This is a genomic window from Roseovarius autotrophicus (genome assembly GCF_018069895.1).
In the GTDB taxonomy this organism is placed as follows: domain Bacteria; phylum Pseudomonadota; class Alphaproteobacteria; order Rhodobacterales; family Rhodobacteraceae; genus Roseovarius; species Roseovarius autotrophicus.
Genome location: NZ_JAGQDH010000002.1, coordinates 173,368 through 193,594, shown reverse-complemented (window position 1 = coordinate 193,594; position 20,227 = coordinate 173,368). Strand labels below are relative to the sequence as shown.

Here is a 20,227-nt window from a genome sequence, read left to right as displayed (position 1 = left end):
GAACGTCCGCTTCAGCCCAAAACCACCCACTCACCCCCACGCGCCAAGCCCCATCTGCATCAGCGTCTTGCGCACCGGCGCGAGCGAATAGAGCGCATTGAGCGCACTGGCACGCGCGTCGCGCAAGGGCGGTGCCGACAGCATCGAGGCGCGGTTAAGCAGGTCGATGCCGCGCACCCGCGCCGCCACCTCCCAGTGGCGCTTGCGGTGATAGGTCTCCAGCATGGCGCGCTCGCCCAGCCGCTCGGGCGCGGCCTCGGCCAGATCGGCCAGCACGCGCATGTCGGCAAGGCTCATGTTCAGCCCCTGCGCCCCGATGGGCGGCACCACATGCGCCGCCTCGGCCACGAGCGCCACGCGCTCGGCCCACATCCTGTCCGCGATCTGGCTGATGATCGGCCAGACCGTCCGCCGCGAGGCAAGCGTGAGTGGCCCGAAAAGGTGGCACGAGCGCGCGTTCATCGCCGCTTCGAACGCATCGACCGGCAATGCGGCAAGGCGCGCCACCTCCGGCCCTTCCTCCATCCAGACGATTGCCGAAGATGGCCGCCCCTCGTGATCCGGCAGCGGCACCAGCGTGAACGGGCCGCCCGAACGATGGATCTCGGTCGAGACATTTTCATGCGGGATCGGGTGGGTGACGGCGAAGGCGAGCGCCTTCTGCCCGTAGCGGATCGTTTTCACCCGGATGCCTGCGGCTTCCCGGATCGGCGAATTGCGCCCGTCGGCGGCGATCACCAACCGCGCGCGCACGCGGGAACCATCCGACAGCCCCACGCGCGCCTCCGCCTCGCGGGTAAAGAGCGTGGTAGTCGCCGTGCCGGGGCGGAAGGTGACGTTGGGCAGCCCCTCCAGATGTGCCACCATCTCGCGCCGCAAGAGCCAGTTGGGCAGGTTCCACCCGAATGGCCGCTCGGAGATGTCGGCGGCGTTGAAATCCTTGACAATGCGCGGCTCTGGCGTCTCGCCGCCAGCATCGACCACGCGCATGATCTGCAAGGGCGCGGCATGGGGGGCAAGACGCCCCCACAACCCCGCGCGCTCCAGCAGCGCCTGCGAGGGTTGCAGAAAGGCGGTGGTGCGCAGGTCCGAGCCCTCGGCATCGCGCGCAATCACAGGGGGGGTGGGATCTACGCAGAGCACGCAAAAGCCCGCGCGGCCAAAGATCGTCGCCGCTGTCAGCCCCGCCACACCGCCACCCGATATCAGGATATCGACGCTCTCGCCCGTCATGTCCCCGCCTTTCGTCACACGCTACCCGCGCGAAATGATCAGAAGCGCCGCCCAGATCACAGGGACCAAGGCCAGCGCAGGAATATAAAGCCCCGGAATCCCCCAGATCGCAACGCTTGTCGCCCAACCTGCGACAAAGACGGCCACGCTCAGCAGGATGCGCAGCACGGTCGCGGCTTCGCCCTTGGCGGAGGCGCGCGGGGCGGCGTGGGTGTTGGCAAGGCTCATCGGGGCGCTCCTTTTGCAATAGCTGAATCCGTGACTCAGGTAAGGCGCCGAACCGCGCGCTTCAAAGGGACGTTCCGCCGCAGGCTCTCAGATCAGTCGCGCGAGAAAGCGGCCCAGATCATCGGTATGGTGATGGATATGCGCGGCCGCGACCGGCGCGGGGGCGACATGGACGGTGCGCATCCCCATGGCGTGAGGTGCCGCAAGGTTGCGCGGATCGTCCTCGAACATCGCCGCACGCCCCGCCTCTGATCCGTCGCGCTCGAGCACGGCGGCAAAGGCCCCGGCCTCGGGCTTGGGGCGAAACCCCGCATGTTCCACGCCGTAGATCGCGTCAAACACGCCCGCAAGGCCGCGCGCCGCCACCACCCGCGCGGCATAGTCGCCCGAGCCGTTGGTATGGACGATCCGCCGACCCGGCAGGCGCGCAATGGACGCGCGCAAGCCCGGATCGGGCGTCAGGTGGCCAAGCGAGATATCGTGGACCTCTTGCAGATAGGGGCCCGGATCGAGGTCATGACAGCGCATCAGCCCCGCCAGCGTCGTGCCATGCTCGCGCCAGTAGTCATGGCGGATACGGTCAGCCTCGGCGGCACTCACCTTCAGAAAGCCCTGCACAAAGGCCGTCATTCGCGCCTCGATCTGATCGAAAAGACGCGCCTCGGGCGGATAAAGCGTGTTGTCGAGATCGAAAACCCATGTGGTCACATGGGCAAAATCCTGTTTCTTCATGGCCGGACCATAGGCCAGCGCGACATTGCGCGCAATCGGGTCGGGGTTGATCACCGGGCCAAAGCGCGTAAGGTCGCGCCATGACACGAAAACGGACGGACGCGCTGATGAAGCCCCCGACAACGGATGCCTACACGCTCATCCTCGAAGCGATCGACATGGGTGTGTTCAAACCCGGCGACCGCCTAGTGGAAAGCGACCTGGCCGAACGCTTCGGCGTCTCGCGCACACCCATTCGCGAGGCGCTTCAGCGGCTCGAGACCCAATCCATGCTGACGCGCGACGGCCGCAGCCTGATCGTGGCCTCGCTCGATTACAACCAGTTGGCCGAGCTTTACGTGGTGCGCGCCGAGCTTGAGGGGCTGGCGGCGCAACTTGCCGCGCGCCATGCCACACCAGAGGAAGTGCGCGTGCTGCGCGACATGGTCGAGGACGACCGCGCGCTGCTCGACCATCCGCAAGAGCTTTCGCGCGCCAACCGGCGCTTTCACAAGCAGATTCACCTCGCCTCGCACAACCGTTTTCTGGTACAGCAGCTTGACCTCGTGCATCGCTCCATGGCGCTTCTGGCCACCACGTCACTGGCTGCCGAGGGGCGCGGCGAGGATGCGTTGGCCGAACACGATGCCATTGTCAGTGCCATCGAAACGCGCGATGGCGATGCGGCAGCGCGCGCCCTGCGCGATCACATCTCAAAGGCCTTCGTGACCCGCCTCAAGCTCGACTCGGGTGAGCTCAGATCCACCGTCTGAGGCGGAGCGCCCGCGCGCCGTGTCCGAAAGGCCATGCGCCGTCTTGTCCCAGAAGAACGGCCTGAACACCAGTTCATGAACGGCCTTGTAGGCGGCGATGGCCGCGAGCGGGGCATAGAAATGCATGGTCGGCACCCAGGGCAGAAGGTGGCGATGGCTTGGAGTCGAGACGGTCACGGCATGAATGCAGATAGTCAGCGCCTCGACCGTCAGGAACAGGCCGCACACCACCGCAAGCAACGCGCCCGGCAAGAACGGCCCAAGCGGATGCGGCAGCCCCAACAGTACCAGCCAGAACGACCACAGCACCGGCGCAAGCAGAACCTGGCTGAGGGCCGAAATGAAATGCGCCTGAAACCCCCAGAACCGGCGCGGCCCGAGCTGCGCATATAGCAGCCGGGGCGCACGCATGTGCACCAGCCATGTGGTCATGTAGCCCTTGAGCCAGCGAGAGCGCTGCCTGACCCAGGCCCAGGGCCGGCAATTGGCCTCTTCTTCGGTCACGGTATCGATCATCTCGGTGCGCCAGCCGTGCCGGGCGAGGCGAAAGCCCAGATCGGCATCCTCGGTCACGTTATGCGCGTCCCAGCCGCCGAGGCTTTCGAGCACGTCGCGGCGCATGTAAAGCGTCGTGCCGCCAAGCGGCAGCGCAAGGTCCAGCCGCGCCATGCCGTGCATGATGGTGCGGAACCAGGTCGCGTATTCGATGGTAAAACACCGCGCCAGCCAGTTCTGGCGCGGGTTGTAGTAATCCAGCACCCCCTGAAGGCAACCCACATCGCGCGGCGCGGTCTGAAAACGGCGCGCCACCCGCGTGATCTGGTCGGGGTCGGGCGCGTCCTCGGCATCGAAAATGCCGATGATCTCGCCCTGGCAGAAATCGAGCGCGTAATTCATCGCGCGTGGCTTGGTGCGGGGCTGACCGTCGGGCACCACCACGGGGCGCACCCAGGGCGGCAGGTCGATGCTGGCAAGGGTGTCGCGGGTCAGATGATCCTCCTCCTCCAGCACGAGGATCACGTCGAGCAGGCATTTCGGATAGGTCAGCCGAGAAAGGCGGGCGACAAGGGCATGGGCGATCTCGGTCTCGCGAAACAGCGGAACAAGAATCGACACGCGCGGCAAGGGCGCGGTGACCGGCGCGGACGGCTCTGTGTCCCGGCCCGCCATCGCCGCGACGAAGGCCGCCACCTTCAGCCCCGCCGCCACGATCAGCGTGATCCCAGCCCAGACCGCCAGCACGCCGAACACGGCGACCGGGAACAGGACGCAGAACGTGCATACGACCAACAGCGCCGCGCAGGTCAGGCGCAGACGCCGACCAGGGCGCGCGGCCCAGGTGCGGCAGCTTTCGGCTTCGGGCGTGCGCGTCGCCGCCATGTCGCGTAGCGCGTCGCGGTGCAGCGAGGCCACCCGCGCCTGCACCGCCGCACGCGAGGCGATCACCTGCCGCGCCCGCGCCAGATCCGCAGGCAGCAGGCTGCGGAAAACGCGCAGGCTGTCGGCGCCATCGCTGGCAATGCAGGGCAGACCAGCCTCATCGCGCAGCACCAGCGCGCCGTGCTTGAGCAAAAGGCGGGGATCAAGCCCGGTCTCGATCTCCTCGGCGCTTGCAATCGCCGCGTCCTCAAGCCGCCGACTGGCAAGGCGGCGGGCATGGAGGGCAAGCAGGTCATCCTCCTGCGCCAGCCCTTCGGCCAGAAGGATACGGTCAAGCGAGGTGTCGCATTGCCGCTTCACCAGCCCCGCGCGCGCGGCATCGGCACGGCTGAGCATGCCGTGCCGGACCAGATCACGCCCGACCTTGTCGAGCCCCTCACCGCCAGCACCATGGCCGATCTGGCGCAATTCGGAAATACCCATTCCGTCGCTCCAACCTGTCCCTTCGGATAGGCTATCGGGCGGATGGTTAATGAAGTTTTAACAGGTGGTTAACGGATCGGAAGAATCCTGTGCTCAGCGCACCATCGAGGCCGCGAACCGCTCGAAAAGGTAAAAGCTGTCCTGTGGGCCTGGGCTGGCCTCGGGGTGGTGCTGCACCGAGAAAACCGGTCGATCGTTGAGGCGGATACCGCAATTCGAACCGTCGAAGAGCGACACATGCGTCTCGATCACCCCCGCGGGCAGGGTCTGGGCATCGACGGCAAAGCCGTGGTTCATCGAGGTAATCTCGACCTTGCCGGTCTCCAGATCCTTGACCGGGTGGTTCGCGCCGTGATGGCCATGGTTCATCTTGACCGTGCGGCCGCCAAGCGCCAGCGCCAGCATCTGATGACCAAGACAGATCCCGAAAAGCGGCAGGCCACGGTCGAGCACACCCCGGATCATCGGCACGGCATAGTCCCCCGTCGCCGCCGGATCGCCGGGACCGTTCGACAGGAATACCCCGTCGGGCTGATGTGCCAGCACCTCCTCGGCAGTGGCGGTGGCAGGCAGAACCGTGACCTCGCAGCCCGCGCTCGCAAGGCACCGCAGGATATTGCGCTTGGCCCCGAAATCGACCGCCACGACCTTGTGGCGCGCTTGCGTCTGGCGCGCATATCCCTCGGGCCAGGCCCATCTCATCTCGTCCCAGCGATAGGATTGCGCGCAGGTCACGCGTCGGGCAAGGTCCATCCCCTCCAGCCCCGCAAAACCACGCGCCTGCGCCACCAGTCCCGCCACGTCGAAATTACCCGAAGGATCATGCGCCAGCGCCACATGCGGCGCGCCCTGCTGGCGGATCGCCCGCGTCAGGCGCCGCGTGTCCACACCCCCGATGGCGATACGCCCGCGCCGCGCCAGCCACTGCGCCAGATGCTCCTCGGCGCGCCAGTTCGACGGCTCGGTCGGGTCCCACTTGACCACCATTCCCTCGGCCACCGGCTCGGCGGTCTCATCATCCTCGACGTTCACGCCGACATTTCCCACATGCGGGAATGTAAAGGTCACGATCTGCCCGGCATAGGACGGGTCGGTCATGATCTCCTGATAACCGGTCATCGCGGTGTTGAAGCACAGTTCCGCAACCGTTTCGCCGATCGCGCCGAACCCCTGTCCGTAAAAGAGCGAGCCATCGGCAAGGGCAAGGCAGGCGGTCGGGCGGGGTTTGGCAGCATGGGCCATCGGGCGGGTCTCCGGGCTTGGGCAAATCGGCGCATACCTAGGGCCAGCCCCCGACCGGGTCAAGCGCGATCCGCGCCGCTTGCGGACAGGTTGCCTTGGGCCTGCACATTGTCTAGTGTCGGTGCCTTGCTAACCGCCATGGGGATGGACAGATGGATTTGCGCGACCGGGTCAACCACGCCCTGAAACAGGCCATGAAGGACAAGGACCAGAACCGCCTCGCCACGCTGCGGCTGGTCAATGCGGCAATCAAGGATCAGGAGATCGCACAGCGCGGCACAGAGGATACCGCCCCCCTGGGCGATCCCGAAATCCTGGCGATTCTCGCCAAGATGACCAAGCAGCGCAACGAAAGCGTGCGCGCCTATGAAGAGGGCGGGCGACTCGATCTCGCCGAGCGCGAGCGCGACGAGATCGCGGTGATCGAGGAATTCCTGCCGCGTCAGCTCAACGAGGCACAGGTGCGCGTCGCCGTCGAAAAGGCAATTGCCGATGTGGGGGCCACGTCGATCCGCGACATGGGCAAGATCATGGGCAAGCTCAAGGAGCGCCATGCCGGGCAGATGGACTTCGGCGCCGTCGGCGGCCAGATCAAGGCGCGGCTTGGCCAGGGTCAGTAAAGCGCCGCCGCGCCAGGCGTTGTGACAGGCGGCGTCGGCAACAAGGGTGGGTCCGGTCCGGGCACGGATCACTCGGGGCCTCCTGATGTCAGGGAGCGGGCGGACAGGAGGCGACCCTCATATGCGTGCCCTGCCGGGCTGACCGTGGCGGCTTGTCTTGGCCTTGATCCTGCGATTGAAACGCCCAGACATGTCGATCCCGAGTCTTCCGGCCAGATGTGTCCCGCTTGATCTTCCCCTCCGCAGGCATCACTATGGCCTTTCGAAACAGGGCAGAAAAGCATGATACGGTTTTCGCTGAAATGCGATGCGGGCCATCGCTTTGACAGTTGGTTTCAATCCGCCGGGGCCTTTGACAAGCTCTGCGCGTCGGGGATGCTCGCCTGCGCGGTCTGCGGTTCGGGCGCGGTGGACAAGGCGCTTATGACCCCGCAGGTGCAGCACGGCCGCGCGGATACTGACGTGCAAACCACCCCCCACCCCGCCGAACAGGCGCTGGCCGAACTGCGCCGCCGGGTCGAGGAAAAGGCAGATTATGTCGGGCCCCGGTTCGCCCGCGAGGCGCGCGACATGCACGAAGGCCTTATTCCCGAACGCGCGATCTATGGCGAGGCGCGCCCTGACGAGGCGCGCCGCCTGATCGAGGATGGCGTGCCGGTGGCAAGGCTGCCCTTCACCCCCCGTCGCAGGTCGAACTGAGAGGTTCCATGCATATCGTCATCACCGGCGCGTCGCGCGGCATCGGCGCGGAACTTGCGGCGCGCTTCCGCGCAGAGGGCCACGAGGTCACCGGCACCGGGCGCAGGGGCGGCGGCGATCTTGTGGCGCTCGACGTGACGCGGCCCGAGGAATTCACGGCACTCGCCGCGCATGTCGGCGCGCGTCCGGTCGATCTGCTGATCTGCAATGCAGGCATCTATCCCGACAAGGGCCAGAGCCTCGATACCGGCTATCCGGCGGCGATGTGGGCCGAGAGCCTAGCCACCAACGTCACCGGCGTGTTCCTCACCGTGCAGACGCTCCTGCCCAACCTGCGCACGGCGGAAGCGGCGAAGATCGCCATCATTTCCAGCCAGATGGCCAGCCACACCCGGGCACCGGGCGGCAGCTACATCTACCGCGCCTCCAAGGCCGCCGCGCTCAATCTCGGGCGCAACCTTGCCGCCGATCTCGCGCCGGAGGGCATTTCAGTGGGCATCTATCACCCCGGCTGGGTGCGCACCGACATGGGCGGGGCGGCGGCCGAGATTTCGGTGACCGAGGCCGCCCACGGCCTGATCGCGCGTTTCGCCGCGCTCGGCCCCGCCTCGACAGGCTGTTTTGAGACATGGGACGGGCGCGCGCATCCCTATTGAGAGCGGGCGCACGGATGACTGCCCCCCTTGCACCCGCGCCTGCCCGAGCGTAAACCGCGCGCGAAATTCCCGCTCAGGATCGCGCCCATGCCCGTTCTCGTGATGAAATTCGGCGGCACCTCGGTTGCCAACACAGATCGCATCCGCCGCGCCGCCAAGCGCGTCGGCGTCGAGGTGGCCAAGGGCTATGATGTCATCGTCATCGTCTCGGCCATGGCGGGCAAGACCAACGAGCTTGTGGGCTGGGTGGGGGAAATCTCTCCCCTCCACGACGCGCGCGAATACGACGCGGTGGTAAGTTCGGGCGAAAACGTCACCGCCGGCCTCATGGCGCTGGTGTTGCAGGAAATGGATATCCCCGCGCGCAGCTGGCAGGGCTGGCAGGTGCCGCTGAGGACCAATTCAGCCCATTCCGCCGCCCGGATCGAGGAAATCCCCACGGACAACATCACCGCCAAGTTCGCGGAAGGCATGCGCGTGGCCGTGGTGGCAGGCTTTCAGGGCATCAGCCCCGAAGGCCGCATCACCACGCTCGGGCGTGGCGGGTCGGACACCACGGCCGTGGCCTTTGCCGCCGCCTTCGACGCCGAGCGCTGCGACATCTACACCGATGTGGACGGGGTCTATACCACCGACCCGCGCATCAGCGACAAGGCCCGCAAGCTTGACCGCATCGCCTTCGAGGAAATGCTGGAGCTGGCCTCGCTCGGGGCCAAAGTGCTCCAGACCCGATCGGTGGAACTGGCGATGCGCTATAACGTGAAACTGCGCGTGCTCAGCAGTTTCGAGGAACCATCTGATGAGGCCGGCACGCTCGTCTGCGCCGAGGAGGAAATCATGGAATCGAACGTGGTAAGCGGGATCGCCTATTCCCGCGAAGAGGCGAAGATGACGCTCGTCTCGGTCGCCGACCGCCCCGGCATCGCCGCGGCGATCTTTGGCCCGCTGGCCGAGGCAGGGGTGAATGTGGACATGATCATCCAGAACATCGCCGAAGAGGGCCGCACCGACATGACCTTTTCATGCCCCACCGATCAGGTGAAACGGGCAGAGAAGGCGCTGAGCGAGGCCAAGGCGGCGGGGCACATCAACTATCACGACCTCATCGCCGATACCGAGGTGGCCAAGGTCTCTGCCGTCGGCATCGGCATGCGCTCGCAATCGGGCGTTGCCGCGAAAATGTTCAAGACGCTCAGTGATGAAGGAATCAACATCAAGGTGATTGCAACCTCCGAGATCAAGATTTCCGTGCTGATCGACCGGAAATACATGGAACTTGCGGTGCAGGCGCTGCATGATGCCTTCGGGTTGGACAAGGCCGCCTGATCCCGGCATGGTGTCGGGTCCGGACATGTCCGCGACACGATGGATCTGGGGACAGCCGCAATGAGCGAGACGTTCAGGACCGACAGCCGCCAGATGCTCGGGCGTCTGCGCGCCATCATGGCCGAAGAGGGCGGCGGCCAGACCCGGCTTGACCGCATCACTCGGCTCATCGCCGAGGAAATGCACGCCGAGGTGTGCTCGATCTACCTTTTCCGCGACGAGAACACGCTTGAACTTTGCGCCTCCGAGGGTCTGCGCGCCGAATCCGTGCACCAGACCCGCCTGAAGCTGGGCGAGGGGCTTGTCGGTCGCGTTGCACGCTCCGGCACGGTGATCAACACCGATGATGCGCCCGCTGCGCCCGGCTTCCGCTACATGCCGGAAACCGGCGAAGAGGCATATTCCTCCTTCGTCGGCGTGCCGATCCAGCGCCTTGGCGAAAAGCTGGGCGTGCTGGTGACCCAGTCAAGGCAAAAGCGGCTCTTCTCCGACGAGGAGATATACGCGCTCGAGGTGGTTGCCATGGTTCTGGCCGAAATGGCAGAGCTTGGCGCCTTCACCGGCGAGGGCGCGGCGATGAAGGCACGCCATAGCCAGCCCGTGATGTTGCGGGGCGGCAGCGCGCAGGAAGGCGCGGCGCAAGGCCATGTCTGGCTGCACGAGCCGCGCGTCGTCATCACCAACCCGATCGCAGAGGATCCCACCCGCGAAATGGAGCGCCTGCACGAGGCGGTCGAGACGCTGCGCGTCGGCGTGGACCGGATGCTGAATTCGGCGCAGGACGGCGACAAGGAGCAGCTCGAGGTTCTCGAAGCCTACCGGATGTTCGCCAATTCCAAGGGCTGGATGCGTCGGATGCAGGCCAATATCGACAGCGGCCTGTCGGCCGAGGCCGCTGTGGAAAAGGAACAATCCGCCGCCCGCGCGCGCATGACACAGGTGACGGATGCCTATCTGCGCGAGCGGCTGCACGATCTCGACGACCTTTCCAACCGCCTGTTGCGCATTCTCACCGGTCAGGGCCAAGAGACCGGTGCCGAAATGCCCGCCGATCCCATCCTCGTGGCGCGCAACATCGGACCGGCGGAACTGCTCGATTACGGGCGGGGCTTGCGCGGGATCGTGCTCGAGGAAGGCGCGGTCGGCTCTCATGCGGCGATCGTTGCGCGCGCGCTGGCGATTCCGCTCGTCATCAATGCCGTGCGCATCACCACCGAGGCGCTCAACGGCGATTTCATCCTTGTCGATGGCGACCAGGGCATCGTGCATCTGCGCCCCGACGACGCCGTGACAGCCGCCTTCCGCGACAAGATGGCGATGCAGGCGAAGGCGCAGGAGCGATATGCCTCGATCCGCGACAAGCCGGCGCAGGCGCTTTGCGGAACACGGATCACGCTCAAGATGAACGCGGGTCTCATGGCCGACCTGCCCAGTCTCGAAAGCTCGGGGGCCGAAGGCGTGGGCCTGTTCCGCACGGAATTGCAGTTCCTCACCCGAAGCCACATGCCCAAGCGCGCCGAGTTGAGCGCGCTCTACGCCCGCGTGATGGACGCTGCAAGGGGCCGGCGCGTGATCTTTCGCACGCTCGACATCGGCTCGGACAAGGTGCTGCCCTACATGAAGCCGACGGACGAGCCCAACCCGGCCATGGGATGGCGCGCGGTGCGCGTGGCGCTGGAAAAGCCGGGCGTGATGCGGATGCAGCTTCAGGCGCTCATTCGCGCCGCCAAGGGCCGTCCGCTGAGCGTCATGTTCCCGTTCGTGGCGCAGTATGACGAGTATAGCGCAGCCCGTGCAGAGATGGACAAGGCACTCGATCGCGAACGCATCCTCGGCCACCCGCTCCCTTCGGAGATCGAGGTGGGCGCGATGCTCGAAACGCCGTCGATCGCCTTCGCGCCCGATGCCTTTTTCCAGGAGGTGGATTTCCTTTCGGTCGGCGGCAACGATCTCAAGCAGTTCTTCTTTGCCGCCGACCGCGAGAACGAGCGCGTGCGCCGCCGCTACGATACGCTCGACATGAGTTATCTCAATTTCCTGGAAGGCATCGTCTACCGCTGCGCCACCCTCGGCACCCGGCTCAGCTTTTGCGGCGAGGATGCCGGGCGCCCGATCGAGGCGGCCTGCCTTGCCGCGCTCGGGTTTCGCACGCTGTCGATGCGGCCTGCCTCCATCGGCCCGGTCAAGAGCCTTCTGCGCCACACGGATCTGGGCGAGTTGCGCACGATCCTGCACGAAGAACGCGCCCGCGGCACGCAGAACCTGCGCAAGGCCGCGACGGATTACCTGCGCTCGAAATTGTGAGTCCGCCGCGCTCGGTGCCTGTCATCATCGGGCCTGCCCCTGACGTCTGCCTGCCACGCAAGATTATCCGTTCGGGCCACACGATGCCGCCCTCCTGTGCACGCCCGCACGTCTGCTGCGCGGCACCAGGGCTACAGCACCGCCCGCCCCTGCCCTACCTTGACAGGAAAGGAGGACCATCAGCATGGGACAACTCGTCAACGGCATCTGGGAAGACACTTGGTATGACACCGGATCAACGGGCGGAAAGTTCGTCCGCTCCACGGCCAAGTTCCGCAACTGGATCACCGCCGATGGCGGCCCCGGCCCCTCGGGAGAGGGCGGTTTCAGGGCAGAGAGCGGGCGCTATCACCTCTATGTCGCACTCGCCTGTCCCTGGGCGCATCGCGCACTGATCTTTCGCGCGCTCAAGGGCCTTACGGATCACATCGGCGTCTCGGTGGTGCATCCCGACATGCTGTCCGAAGGCTGGGAGTTCCGAACCGATTACCCCGGTGCGACCGGGGACAAACTCTATGGTCTGGCTTACGCCCGCGACATCTATCTCAAGGCCGACCCGAAGATTTCAGGCCGCGTCACCGTGCCGATCCTGTGGGATACCAAGCGCGAGACCATCGTCTCCAACGAAAGCTCCGACATCATCCGCATGTTCAATTCCGCCTTTGACGGCCTCACCGGCAATACCGATGACTACTGGCCCGAGGCATTGCGCGCGGAGATCGAGCCGGTCAATGAACGCATCTACGACACGGTGAATAACGGCGTCTACAAGGCCGGCTTTGCCACAAGCCAGGCCGCCTATGACGCCGCCGTGCACCCGCTTTTCGACAGCCTAGACTGGCTGGAAGAGCGTCTCGGGCAGAACCGCTATCTGATGGGCGACCGGCTGACCGAAGCCGACTGGCGGCTGTTCACCACGCTCATCCGCTTCGATCCGGTCTATCACCTGCACTTCAAGTGCAACCGCAAGCGCATCGTCGATTACCCGAACCTCTGGGGCTATCTGCGCGAGCTTTACCAATGGCCCGGCGTGAAGGAGACGGTGAATTTCGACCAGATCGTGCGCCACTACCATTACAGCCACGAGACGGTGAACCCGCACCGGATCATCCCGATCAACCCGGTGCTGGATTACGACGCGCCACATGGGCGGGGATAAGGGGGGATCGCGTTCTGGCTACCCCCGACCATGCGGGCGACAGCAAGGTAGGTGCTCCCGGCGCATTTTGGCGATTTGACCGGATCGGGCGCTTCACCCCGCGGGGCGGGCGCGCTAAACACCTCCCATGGTTGTTCCGCTCCTGATCCTCCTTGTGTCTCTGGCAGGCATTGCCGTGGCGCTTTTGATGCCCGGTTATGGCGATCTCATTCTGCTGGCCGTGCCCTGTGCAATCGCGGCGCTCATCCTTTGGCTGCGCGCGGCCTTGTCCGGCAAGACACCGGCACCCGACTGGATTCTCATCGACGGATCGAACGTCATGCACTGGAAGGACAACACCCCACAGATCGAGACCCTGCGCGAGGTGATCGCCCTTCTCAGGGACCGCCGTCAGACGCCCGCCGTCATCTTCGACGCCAACGCAGGCTACCTTCTGGCGGGCCGATATCAAGACGATCACATTATGGCCAAGCGTCTCGGTCTGCCCGACGACCGTGTTCTGGTCGTGCCCAAGGGCACGATTGCCGATACGTATCTCCTGACCGTCGCACGCGATTTCAACGCGCCGATCGTCACCAATGACCGCTACCGGGACTGGGCTGACGACTATCCCGAGATCGCCGAGCCTGGGCGGCTGATCCGGGGCGGCTATCGCAGCGGGGCGCTCTGGCTTGAGGATGTGGAGACGCCGCGCCCGGCATTAGGATCAGGAGAAGCGTAGGGTGCGCAGTCCTGCCCACCATCCCCGTCACACCCACAAGGGCAGAAATCTTTCGCCGATATCGCGCTCACCCGACGAGATGGCCGCGTTCGTTGACAGGGATCTCCCAGCACTCATGAGGCCCTCGGGACAAGCCCGAGGGTGGCGAGGCGCAGCAGGACAGCCCCCTTACCCCCGCCGCGCGCCGACCATGCCCATGATCGCGTAGGTCTGGTCGAGGATCGGGGCGGCGATGGCGCGGGCGCGCATCGCGCCGTCGGCGAGAATGCGGTCGATCTCGGCCTGATCCTGCATCAGCCGCGCCATTTCCGCCGAGATCGGCGCAAGACGCGCCACCGCCAGATCGGCCAGCCGCGGCTTGAACTCGGAAAACGCCATGTCGCCCGCCTCGGCCATGACCTGATCCACGCTCATATCTGCAAGCGCCGCGTAGATATTGACAAGGTTGCGCGCCTCGGGTCGGTTCTCCAGTCCCCCGACTTCGGAGGGCAGCGGTTCGGGGTCGGTCTTGGCCTTGCGGATCTTTTTCGAGATCGTGTCAGCATCGTCGGTCAGGTTGATCCGGCTCATGTCCGAGGAATCGGATTTCGACATCTTCTTGGTCCCGTCGCGCAAGGACATCACCCGCGTGCCCGCGCCCTCGATCACCGGCTCGGGGACCGGAAAGAATTCCACCCCGTAATCGTGGTTGAATTTCATGGCGATGTCGCGCGTGAGCTCGATATGCTGTTTCTGGTCTTCGCCCACCGGCACATGGGTGGCGTGATAGGCTAGGATATCGGCGGCCATCAGCGCCGGATAGGCGAAGAGGCCAAGCGAGGCGTTCTGCGCGTTCTTGCCCGCCTTGTCCTTGAACTGGGTCATCCGCTGCATCCATCCCATGCGCGCGACGCAATTGAACACCCAGGCCAACTGGCTGTGCTCGGCCACCTGGCTCTGGTTGAACAGGATCGAGCGCGCGGGATCGAGCCCAGAGGCGATGAAGCCCGCAGCCAGCTCGCGCGTGGCGCGCGCAAGGTCCGCGGGCTCCTGCCAGACGGTGACGGCGTGCAGGTCCACCATGCAATAAAGCGTCTCGATGCCCTGCTCCTGCGCCTCGGCGAAACGCTTGAGCGCACCCAGGTAATTGCCCAGATGCAGGTTGCCCGAGGGCTGGATTCCCGAAAAGACGCGCGGGGTAAAGGCCGCCTCGGTCATAGGCTCACTCCGTGGTGGATTTCTCTGCCCGCCTCGCTTACCCATGCCGCCATGTCCCGTCAAGGAGAGCGGCCATGCGCGACGATCCCAGCCCCCTCAACCCCCTGCCGCCCTTTGCACTGGTGCTGTTTTTGGTCATCATCGGGGTCGAGGCGACATTTTCACTGGGAGCGCGGGGCCTTGTCGGCGGGCCGGGGGCCGTGGGCTGGCGCGCAGGCGCTATCGAGGATTACGGCTTTCACACCGAGATCCTGCGCTGGATGATCGAGACCGGGCAATATCCCGTGGAGCATGTCCGCCGCCTTGTCACCTATGCCTTCGTCCATGGCAGCTTTACCCATGCGCTGTTCGCCGGCGTGCTTCTGCTGGCACTCGGCAAGTTCCTGTCCGGGACGTTCCGGCACTGGGCGGTGCTGGTGCTTTTCGCCATTTCCACCGTGGCGGGCGCGGTCGCCTACGCCGCCCTGCCCGGCCAGCAGCCATGGCTTATCGGGGCGTTTCCCGGCGTCTACGGCCTTATTGGCGGTTTCACCTATGTGATGTGGTTGCGCCTTGGCCAGCTTGGCGCCAATCAGGCGCGGGCCTTCACCCTCATCGGCGTGCTGATGGGGCTGCAACTGGTGTTTGCGCTGCTCTTCGGCGCCGCGCCCACATGGGTCGCCGATGTGACGGGGTTTGCCGCCGGGTTTGTGGCCTCGGTGCCGCTCATCCCCGGTGGCTGGGCGCGGCTCGTCGCGCGGCTGCGGCACGAGTAATCCCGGCATTTTTCGCCTCTGATCCGGTGCCGGGGGCGAGGCGATGCGCGCCCTTCCATTCCGCCGGCCGGCGGTCGATGGTTGAGCGTCTACAATATCGGCTATTGGCTCGCCTCCTTTCCGGTGCTTCTGGGCGTCAGATTCACCGGTCGCCCATTCATCCACATCAAGCGCGAACGGCCCGTAGCCGGAGTGCGGCACATTTCGCCCGGCTGCGGCGAATTCGCCATGCGATGACTGGGGGCATCTGGCGCGGACGATTATTTTCGCGATTGCGGGCCGATGGCTGGTGGCGATCCTCAATGATGACCGCCACGCCATGGCGGGCGCAGCCCGATCGGCGACATCTCGCCCCACAGCACGGTCCACAGTGGCGGCGCGTCCCGTGGGGTTTGACCAGTCAGGCGCGCACGAGCGCCTCGTAGGCCTGCGAGACCTCGCGCGTCAGGGCGCCCACCTCAAAGGTGTAATCGCCGATCTGGCCCACGGGTGTCACCTCCGCCGCCGATCCGGTCAGCCAGCATTGTTCGAACCCTTCGAGTTCCTCGGGCATGATGTGGCGCTCGTGCACCTTGATCTGGCGATCCTTGAGCATGCCGATGACCGTCTGGCGCGTGAGACCGTTCAGGATTGCATCCGCCAGCGGCGTGTGCACCTCACCGTCCTTGACGAAAAAGATGTTGGCGCCGGTCGCCTCGGCCACATAGCCGCGATAATCGAGGAACATGGCATCCGAACAGCCCTTGGCCTCGGCGGCGTGTTTGGACATGGTGCAGATCATATAGAGACCGGCGGCCTTGGCGGCGACGGGGATCGTCTCGGGGCTGGGGCGCTTCCATTTGGCGATGTCGAGTTTCGCGCCCTTCATCTTGGCGTCGCCATAGTAATTGCCCCATTCCCAGGCGGTCACGGCCATGCGGATCGGATTGCGCGCGGCGGCGACGCCCATATCCTCGCCTGCGCCACGGAAGGCGACGACGCGCAGATAGGCATTGGTGAGGCCATTGGCCTCGAGCACCGCACGCTTGGCGGCCTCGATCTCGTCCACCGTGTAGGGGATCGGCATATCCATCAACTCACCCGATTTCAGCAGGCGTTCGGAATGGGCGCGGCTCTTGAACACCTTGCCGTCATAGCACCGCTCGCCTTCGAAGACCGAGCTTGCATAATGCAGCGCATGGGTGAGGATATGTACATTGGCATCGCGCCATTCGATGAGCTTGCCATCCATCCAGATCTTGCCGTCGCGATCGTCGTAGCTTGCCATGGTTCACCTTCTTGATCATATTTTCATTTATTGCGTATTTTATGGCCACATCGGACATAAAATTACGCAGTTTCTGAAAATTGCTACCGATTCGAACTTGGAATGTCAATAAAGCTGACGTAATATCCCCACGAGGCGCGTGAATTGTGAATGGAGTATTGGCATGGCCGAGATTCAGGGCGGCGAAAACCTTCTGTTTCTCACCGATGAGCAGTTGCGCCAAGGCATCGAGGCAATGTTCTTTGCCTATCGCGGCTTTACCGCCGATCCCGACCGCATTCTTGCCACCATGGCCTATGGCCGCGCCCATCATCGGGCGATCCATTTCATCGCCCGCAGCCCCGGCACCACCGTCAACAACCTGCTGGCCATTCTAGGCGTGACCAAGCAATCTCTCAACCGCGTTCTGCGCACGCTGATCGAGGACGGGCTGGTGGAAAGCCGGGTGGGCACGACCGACCGTCGAGAGCGTCACCTGACGCTGACCGAGGCAGGACATGCGCTGGAACGCAAGCTGTCGGATGCACAGCGCGCGCGGATGCGCGCCGCCTATCGCGCGGCGGGGCCGCAAGCGGTGGCGGGATTTCGGCAGGTGCTCGAAGCGATGATGGACCCCGAGATGCGCCGCCGTTACCATGGCATCAGGGAGTCCGACACATGAGCGAGCCGTCGCCACACCTTCTGATCGTCGATGATGACGAGCGTATTCGGGATTTGCTCCGCAAGTTCCTCATGCGGCACGGATTTTTTGTCTCGGTGGCGCGCGATGCGGCCCACGCCCGGCGTGTGCTCGCGGGGCTCGATTTCGACCTGATCGTGCTCGATGTGATGATGCCCGGTGAAAGCGGCGTCGATTTGACGCGGACCCTGCGCGAGACCCGCAACACGCCGATCTTGCTGCTGACCGCGCGCGGCGAGGCCGCCGACCGGATCGAGGGGCTTGAGGCGGGGGCCGATGACTATCTCCCCAAACCCTTCGAGCCACGCGAACTGCTGCTGCGGATCAATGCCATCCTGCGCCGGATGCCCGAGCCGGAGCCAGAAGAGGTGCAGCCGCGCGCGCTCAGGATGGGGTCGGTGCGCTATGACATTGAGCGTGCGGAACTCACGCGCGGGGGCGCCCCGATCAAGCTGACGGCGACCGAGGTGCAACTCATGCGCATCTTCGCCGAAAACCTCCGGCAAGCGATCAGCCGTGCACGTTTGGTCGAGGAACTTGGCCGCGACAACGGGCAGGCGCAGGAACGCGCCGTCGATGTGCAGATCACCCGCCTGCGCCGCAAGATCGAGGCCGATCCGAAACAACCCCGCTATCTTCAGACCGTGCGGGGCGAGGGCTATATGCTTGCACCGGACTGAAGCGACATATTCACACACGCAAATGTGAATATTGCGGGACGTTTTCCCTGTTGAGATTCGCTGCGTAGAATTGCCTTCTGCCTGAGTCCGATCCGGGCAGAAATAATTCTCAGGGAGTGACCCAACATGCCGTTCACAAAATTCCTCGGCGCCGCCGGCCTCATGCTCGTGACCGGTGCCGCACTCGCCGCACCCGTCAGCGTCACCACCGTTCTCGACCCGCAGGAACAGATCCGCTTCGAGATGGGCGACGGCACGCCGCATTTCGTCCTCGCCGTGCGCCGCGAGGGCGTGTCCGAAGGCGAGGGCGCGCTTGCCGGGGCCAAGGTCACCGAATTCGGCTGGCACGACATCAAGCCGCCCATGGGAGGCGACCCGCGCGGCTATCTTCGGTTCGAGGCCGAAAACGGCGATGTGGCCATCGTGAAGTTCACCGTGCGCGCGGTGTTCATGAAGGGCGCGGAAAAGCCCGAACTGCACGATGACGGCTTCTGGGAGTTGGTCAACGGCACCGGCCAGTTCGAGGGCAAGCGCGGCGTCGGCGTGATCAAGATCGAACCGGCAGGCGGGCCCAAGCGCCTCTTTACCCTCTCGGGCGAAATCGGCGACCGGCCCTGAAGCAGAGCCTCGGCATCGCTGCCGACGGTCTCTGGCCGAGGGCGATGTCGGGATATGCCTGGCCGTCATGACGAAATGGCCGTTTCGCGGCGATCCGCGCTCTCGGCGCTTGCTGGCGCGTGCCCTTGCCCCTACCGTCCGCGTATCGATCACCCGGACCGACGCGCCCATGCCCAGCCGCCTCATTTTCACCTTTGCCGTGCTGACGCTGGCCGCCTGTCAACCACAGACGTTCACGGCCACGGCCCCCGCCGATCTGGCCGAAACGCCGCCCGGCGCCGCCCCTGGCACCTGCTGGGGCAAGCAGGTGACGCCCGCCGTGATCGAAACCGTGACCGAACAGGTCGAGGAGACCCCCGCCGTCACCGATGCCGCTGGCCACGTGCTTTTGCCTGCCCGCTATGCTACCGAGACACGCCAGGCCATCGTCTCGGAGCGTCGCGTGACCTGGATCGAAACCCCCTGCCCCGACATCATGACCCCCACGTTCATCGCCTCGGTTCAGCGGGCCCTTGCCGCGCGCGGCATCTATCGCGGCCCCGTGACCGGCGCGCTCGATCCGCGCACCCGCGCCGCCATACGGCGCCATCAGGCCGCACACGGTCTTGACAGCGACATTCTCGCGCTCGAAACCGCGCGCGCCCTCGGTCTTGTCGCGGTGCCGCGCCCGAGGTGACACCTATTCGTTGTCGCGCAGCCATGCCGGGCGCAGAACGACAATGGTCGGCCTTTCCGGCAAGGTCCGCAGCGATACCTCGATCTCGCTAACGCCGGGGCGCAGGATCGCGAATTCTCCCTCCATGCCGCGCAGGAACCGCTCCAGCGTTGCATCGCTGAACCAGTGCATCGGCAGGATGACGCTCGCCTTCACCCGGCGCATCACGTCGATCATGCTATCCACCGCCATGGTGAACCCGCCATCGACCGGCACCATCACCACATCCATCCGGCCGATTGCGGCATATTGTTCATCGGTCGGTTCGTGATGCAGATGGCCCAGATGGGCGATGCACAGCCCCTCGGTCTCGAAAACGAAGATCGAGTTTCCGTTCGGTTCGCGCCCGGTCTCGCCCAGCCGGATGTCTGTCGGCACATTGCGCACCAGCATCGCACCCAGATCGAGATGATGTTCGACCCCCTCGCCGAACCGCCCCCAGCCGCGCAGCACATGGGGGATCGCCGGGTCGGGGTTGGGGGTGAAATGGGTGGAATGGGCGTGGTTCATGGTGACGATGTCGGGCACGAAATCCACCGTGCCGATGAACCCGGCGTAATCGGTGATCGCCGAATACCCCCCCGCCTGAATAAGAAAGCTGGAATGCGAGATATACCGCATACGGGCGGTGAAATCGGGCAGCGGATCGCGGAACCCGGCCTTGTGCAGATATTCCACCCCCGGCGTATTCTCCGCCACGGCGATGCAATGGCTCGGGCGACGCTCCTGCGCCGGCACGGGCGCGGCCAACAGGATAAGGGCAAGGGCAAGTCGGATCATG

At 65.1% G+C, this 20,227-nt stretch carries 21 protein-coding genes; 13 read left to right on the top strand and 8 right to left on the bottom strand.

Features of this window, described 5'->3' with window-relative positions:
* Nucleotides 1–30: 30 nt before the first annotated feature.
* The 3 genes from KAK09_RS04010 to KAK09_RS04000 form a co-directional block, all read right to left on the bottom strand.
* Nucleotides 31–1,233: a UbiH/UbiF family hydroxylase gene (locus KAK09_RS04010; RefSeq protein ID WP_210877560.1), complete on the bottom strand. Its 1,203-nt coding sequence runs from the start codon at nucleotides 1,231–1,233 to the stop codon at nucleotides 31–33.
* A gap of 21 nt (nucleotides 1,234–1,254) precedes the next feature.
* Complete coding sequence (locus KAK09_RS04005) at nucleotides 1,255–1,461, bottom strand: hypothetical protein (protein ID WP_210877559.1); 207 nt, start codon at nucleotides 1,459–1,461, stop codon at nucleotides 1,255–1,257.
* 87 nt (nucleotides 1,462–1,548) lie between these two features.
* The gene (locus KAK09_RS04000; RefSeq protein ID WP_210877663.1) at nucleotides 1,549–2,193 is read right to left on the bottom strand and encodes a pyrimidine 5'-nucleotidase; all 645 of its coding nucleotides are present in this window, start codon (nucleotides 2,191–2,193) and stop codon (nucleotides 1,549–1,551) included.
* A 107-nt stretch (nucleotides 2,194–2,300) separates the two neighbouring features.
* Here KAK09_RS04000 and KAK09_RS03995 point away from each other — a divergent pair, with 107 nt between their 5' ends.
* Nucleotides 2,301–2,945, top strand: coding sequence for a GntR family transcriptional regulator (locus KAK09_RS03995; protein ID WP_210877662.1), 645 nt, complete (start codon nucleotides 2,301–2,303; stop codon nucleotides 2,943–2,945).
* Here KAK09_RS03995 and KAK09_RS03990 read toward each other — a convergent pair.
* On the bottom strand, nucleotides 2,886–4,808 hold the full coding sequence (locus tag KAK09_RS03990; RefSeq protein WP_210877558.1) for a glycosyltransferase: 1,923 nt from the start codon (nucleotides 4,806–4,808) through the stop codon (nucleotides 2,886–2,888). The genes KAK09_RS03995 and KAK09_RS03990 overlap by 60 nt on opposite strands.
* A gap of 93 nt (nucleotides 4,809–4,901) precedes the next feature.
* Complete coding sequence (carA, locus tag KAK09_RS03985) at nucleotides 4,902–6,050, bottom strand: glutamine-hydrolyzing carbamoyl-phosphate synthase small subunit (RefSeq protein ID WP_210877557.1); 1,149 nt, start codon at nucleotides 6,048–6,050, stop codon at nucleotides 4,902–4,904.
* A 152-nt stretch (nucleotides 6,051–6,202) separates the two neighbouring features.
* Here carA and KAK09_RS03980 point away from each other — a divergent pair, with 152 nt between their 5' ends.
* The 7 genes from KAK09_RS03980 to KAK09_RS03950 all read left to right on the top strand — a co-directional run bounded on the left by KAK09_RS03980 (nucleotide 6,203) and on the right by KAK09_RS03950 (nucleotide 13,535).
* On the top strand, nucleotides 6,203–6,670 hold the full coding sequence (locus KAK09_RS03980; protein ID WP_210877556.1) for a GatB/YqeY domain-containing protein: 468 nt from the start codon (nucleotides 6,203–6,205) through the stop codon (nucleotides 6,668–6,670).
* 282 nt (nucleotides 6,671–6,952) lie between these two features.
* The gene (locus KAK09_RS03975; RefSeq protein ID WP_210877555.1) at nucleotides 6,953–7,369 is read left to right on the top strand and encodes a DUF1178 family protein; all 417 of its coding nucleotides are present in this window, start codon (nucleotides 6,953–6,955) and stop codon (nucleotides 7,367–7,369) included.
* An 8-nt stretch (nucleotides 7,370–7,377) separates the two neighbouring features.
* Nucleotides 7,378–8,025, top strand: coding sequence for an SDR family NAD(P)-dependent oxidoreductase (locus KAK09_RS03970; RefSeq protein WP_210877554.1), 648 nt, complete (start codon nucleotides 7,378–7,380; stop codon nucleotides 8,023–8,025).
* A gap of 87 nt (nucleotides 8,026–8,112) precedes the next feature.
* The gene (locus KAK09_RS03965) at nucleotides 8,113–9,351 is read left to right on the top strand and encodes an aspartate kinase (protein WP_210877553.1); all 1,239 of its coding nucleotides are present in this window, start codon (nucleotides 8,113–8,115) and stop codon (nucleotides 9,349–9,351) included.
* Nucleotides 9,352–9,411: 60 nt separating this feature from the next.
* Entirely contained in the window at nucleotides 9,412–11,655 is a 2,244-nt protein-coding gene (ptsP, locus tag KAK09_RS03960) for a phosphoenolpyruvate--protein phosphotransferase (protein WP_210877552.1), read from the top strand.
* Between the two features lie 184 nt (nucleotides 11,656–11,839).
* On the top strand, nucleotides 11,840–12,814 hold the full coding sequence (locus KAK09_RS03955; protein ID WP_210877551.1) for a glutathione S-transferase family protein: 975 nt from the start codon (nucleotides 11,840–11,842) through the stop codon (nucleotides 12,812–12,814).
* Between the two features lie 127 nt (nucleotides 12,815–12,941).
* Nucleotides 12,942–13,535: an NYN domain-containing protein gene (locus KAK09_RS03950; protein ID WP_210877550.1), complete on the top strand. Its 594-nt coding sequence runs from the start codon at nucleotides 12,942–12,944 to the stop codon at nucleotides 13,533–13,535.
* A 168-nt stretch (nucleotides 13,536–13,703) separates the two neighbouring features.
* Here KAK09_RS03950 and trpS read toward each other — a convergent pair whose 3' ends face one another.
* Nucleotides 13,704–14,732 (bottom strand): tryptophan--tRNA ligase, encoded by a 1,029-nt coding sequence (gene trpS / locus KAK09_RS03945; protein ID WP_210877549.1) that lies wholly within the window; start codon nucleotides 14,730–14,732, stop codon nucleotides 13,704–13,706.
* 74 nt (nucleotides 14,733–14,806) lie between these two features.
* Here trpS and KAK09_RS03940 point away from each other — a divergent pair, with 74 nt between their 5' ends.
* A complete protein-coding gene (locus KAK09_RS03940; RefSeq protein WP_210877548.1) occupies nucleotides 14,807–15,487 on the top strand; it encodes a rhomboid family intramembrane serine protease in 681 nt (226 codons plus the stop codon).
* Nucleotides 15,488–15,887: 400 nt separating this feature from the next.
* Here KAK09_RS03940 and KAK09_RS03935 read toward each other — a convergent pair whose 3' ends face one another.
* Nucleotides 15,888–16,754 (bottom strand): branched-chain amino acid aminotransferase, encoded by an 867-nt coding sequence (locus KAK09_RS03935; RefSeq protein WP_210877547.1) that lies wholly within the window; start codon nucleotides 16,752–16,754, stop codon nucleotides 15,888–15,890.
* 163 nt (nucleotides 16,755–16,917) lie between these two features.
* Here KAK09_RS03935 and KAK09_RS03930 point away from each other — a divergent pair, with 163 nt between their 5' ends.
* From KAK09_RS03930 to KAK09_RS03915, 4 genes are all read left to right on the top strand, one after another.
* Nucleotides 16,918–17,415 (top strand): MarR family winged helix-turn-helix transcriptional regulator, encoded by a 498-nt coding sequence (locus KAK09_RS03930; protein ID WP_210877546.1) that lies wholly within the window; start codon nucleotides 16,918–16,920, stop codon nucleotides 17,413–17,415.
* Nucleotides 17,412–18,113 carry a response regulator gene (locus KAK09_RS03925; RefSeq protein WP_210877545.1) on the top strand — a complete coding sequence of 234 codons (702 nt, stop codon included), beginning with the start codon at nucleotides 17,412–17,414 and terminating at the stop codon, nucleotides 18,111–18,113. The genes KAK09_RS03930 and KAK09_RS03925 overlap by 4 nt, the downstream gene beginning before the upstream one ends.
* A gap of 126 nt (nucleotides 18,114–18,239) precedes the next feature.
* Nucleotides 18,240–18,731 carry a hypothetical protein gene (locus KAK09_RS03920; RefSeq protein WP_210877544.1) on the top strand — a complete coding sequence of 164 codons (492 nt, stop codon included), beginning with the start codon at nucleotides 18,240–18,242 and terminating at the stop codon, nucleotides 18,729–18,731.
* Nucleotides 18,732–18,798: 67 nt separating this feature from the next.
* On the top strand, nucleotides 18,799–19,407 hold the full coding sequence (locus KAK09_RS03915) for a peptidoglycan-binding domain-containing protein (protein ID WP_336244418.1): 609 nt from the start codon (nucleotides 18,799–18,801) through the stop codon (nucleotides 19,405–19,407).
* A gap of 3 nt (nucleotides 19,408–19,410) precedes the next feature.
* Here the strand turns inward: KAK09_RS03915 and KAK09_RS03910 are convergent, their stop codons facing one another.
* Entirely contained in the window at nucleotides 19,411–20,226 is an 816-nt protein-coding gene (locus KAK09_RS03910) for an MBL fold metallo-hydrolase (RefSeq protein ID WP_210877543.1), read from the bottom strand.
* Nucleotide 20,227 lies beyond the last annotated feature (1 nt).

Coding starts and splice junctions, on each gene's coding strand:
- KAK09_RS03950 (WP_210877550.1), top strand. CDS start 12,942: ATGGTTGTTCCGCTCCTGATCCTCCTTGTGTCTCTGGCAGGCATTGCC.
- KAK09_RS03920 (WP_210877544.1), top strand. CDS start 18,240: ATGCCGTTCACAAAATTCCTCGGCGCCGCCGGCCTCATGCTCGTGACC.
- KAK09_RS03980 (WP_210877556.1), top strand. CDS start 6,203: ATGGATTTGCGCGACCGGGTCAACCACGCCCTGAAACAGGCCATGAAG.
- KAK09_RS04005 (WP_210877559.1), bottom strand. CDS start 1,461: ATGAGCCTTGCCAACACCCACGCCGCCCCGCGCGCCTCCGCCAAGGGC.
- KAK09_RS03990 (WP_210877558.1), bottom strand. CDS start 4,808: ATGGGTATTTCCGAATTGCGCCAGATCGGCCATGGTGCTGGCGGTGAG.
- KAK09_RS03970 (WP_210877554.1), top strand. CDS start 7,378: ATGCATATCGTCATCACCGGCGCGTCGCGCGGCATCGGCGCGGAACTT.
- KAK09_RS03975 (WP_210877555.1), top strand. CDS start 6,953: ATGATACGGTTTTCGCTGAAATGCGATGCGGGCCATCGCTTTGACAGT.
- ptsP (WP_210877552.1), top strand. CDS start 9,412: ATGAGCGAGACGTTCAGGACCGACAGCCGCCAGATGCTCGGGCGTCTG.
- KAK09_RS04010 (WP_210877560.1), bottom strand. CDS start 1,233: ATGACGGGCGAGAGCGTCGATATCCTGATATCGGGTGGCGGTGTGGCG.
- KAK09_RS03935 (WP_210877547.1), bottom strand. CDS start 16,754: ATGGCAAGCTACGACGATCGCGACGGCAAGATCTGGATGGATGGCAAG.
- KAK09_RS04000 (WP_210877663.1), bottom strand. CDS start 2,193: ATGAAGAAACAGGATTTTGCCCATGTGACCACATGGGTTTTCGATCTC.
- KAK09_RS03940 (WP_210877548.1), top strand. CDS start 14,807: ATGCGCGACGATCCCAGCCCCCTCAACCCCCTGCCGCCCTTTGCACTG.
- KAK09_RS03925 (WP_210877545.1), top strand. CDS start 17,412: ATGAGCGAGCCGTCGCCACACCTTCTGATCGTCGATGATGACGAGCGT.
- KAK09_RS03995 (WP_210877662.1), top strand. CDS start 2,301: ATGAAGCCCCCGACAACGGATGCCTACACGCTCATCCTCGAAGCGATC.
- trpS (WP_210877549.1), bottom strand. CDS start 14,732: ATGACCGAGGCGGCCTTTACCCCGCGCGTCTTTTCGGGAATCCAGCCC.
- carA (WP_210877557.1), bottom strand. CDS start 6,050: ATGGCCCATGCTGCCAAACCCCGCCCGACCGCCTGCCTTGCCCTTGCC.
- KAK09_RS03955 (WP_210877551.1), top strand. CDS start 11,840: ATGGGACAACTCGTCAACGGCATCTGGGAAGACACTTGGTATGACACC.
- KAK09_RS03915 (WP_336244418.1), top strand. CDS start 18,799: ATGACGAAATGGCCGTTTCGCGGCGATCCGCGCTCTCGGCGCTTGCTG.
- KAK09_RS03930 (WP_210877546.1), top strand. CDS start 16,918: ATGGCCGAGATTCAGGGCGGCGAAAACCTTCTGTTTCTCACCGATGAG.
- KAK09_RS03910 (WP_210877543.1), bottom strand. CDS start 20,226: ATGATCCGACTTGCCCTTGCCCTTATCCTGTTGGCCGCGCCCGTGCCG.
- KAK09_RS03965 (WP_210877553.1), top strand. CDS start 8,113: ATGCCCGTTCTCGTGATGAAATTCGGCGGCACCTCGGTTGCCAACACA.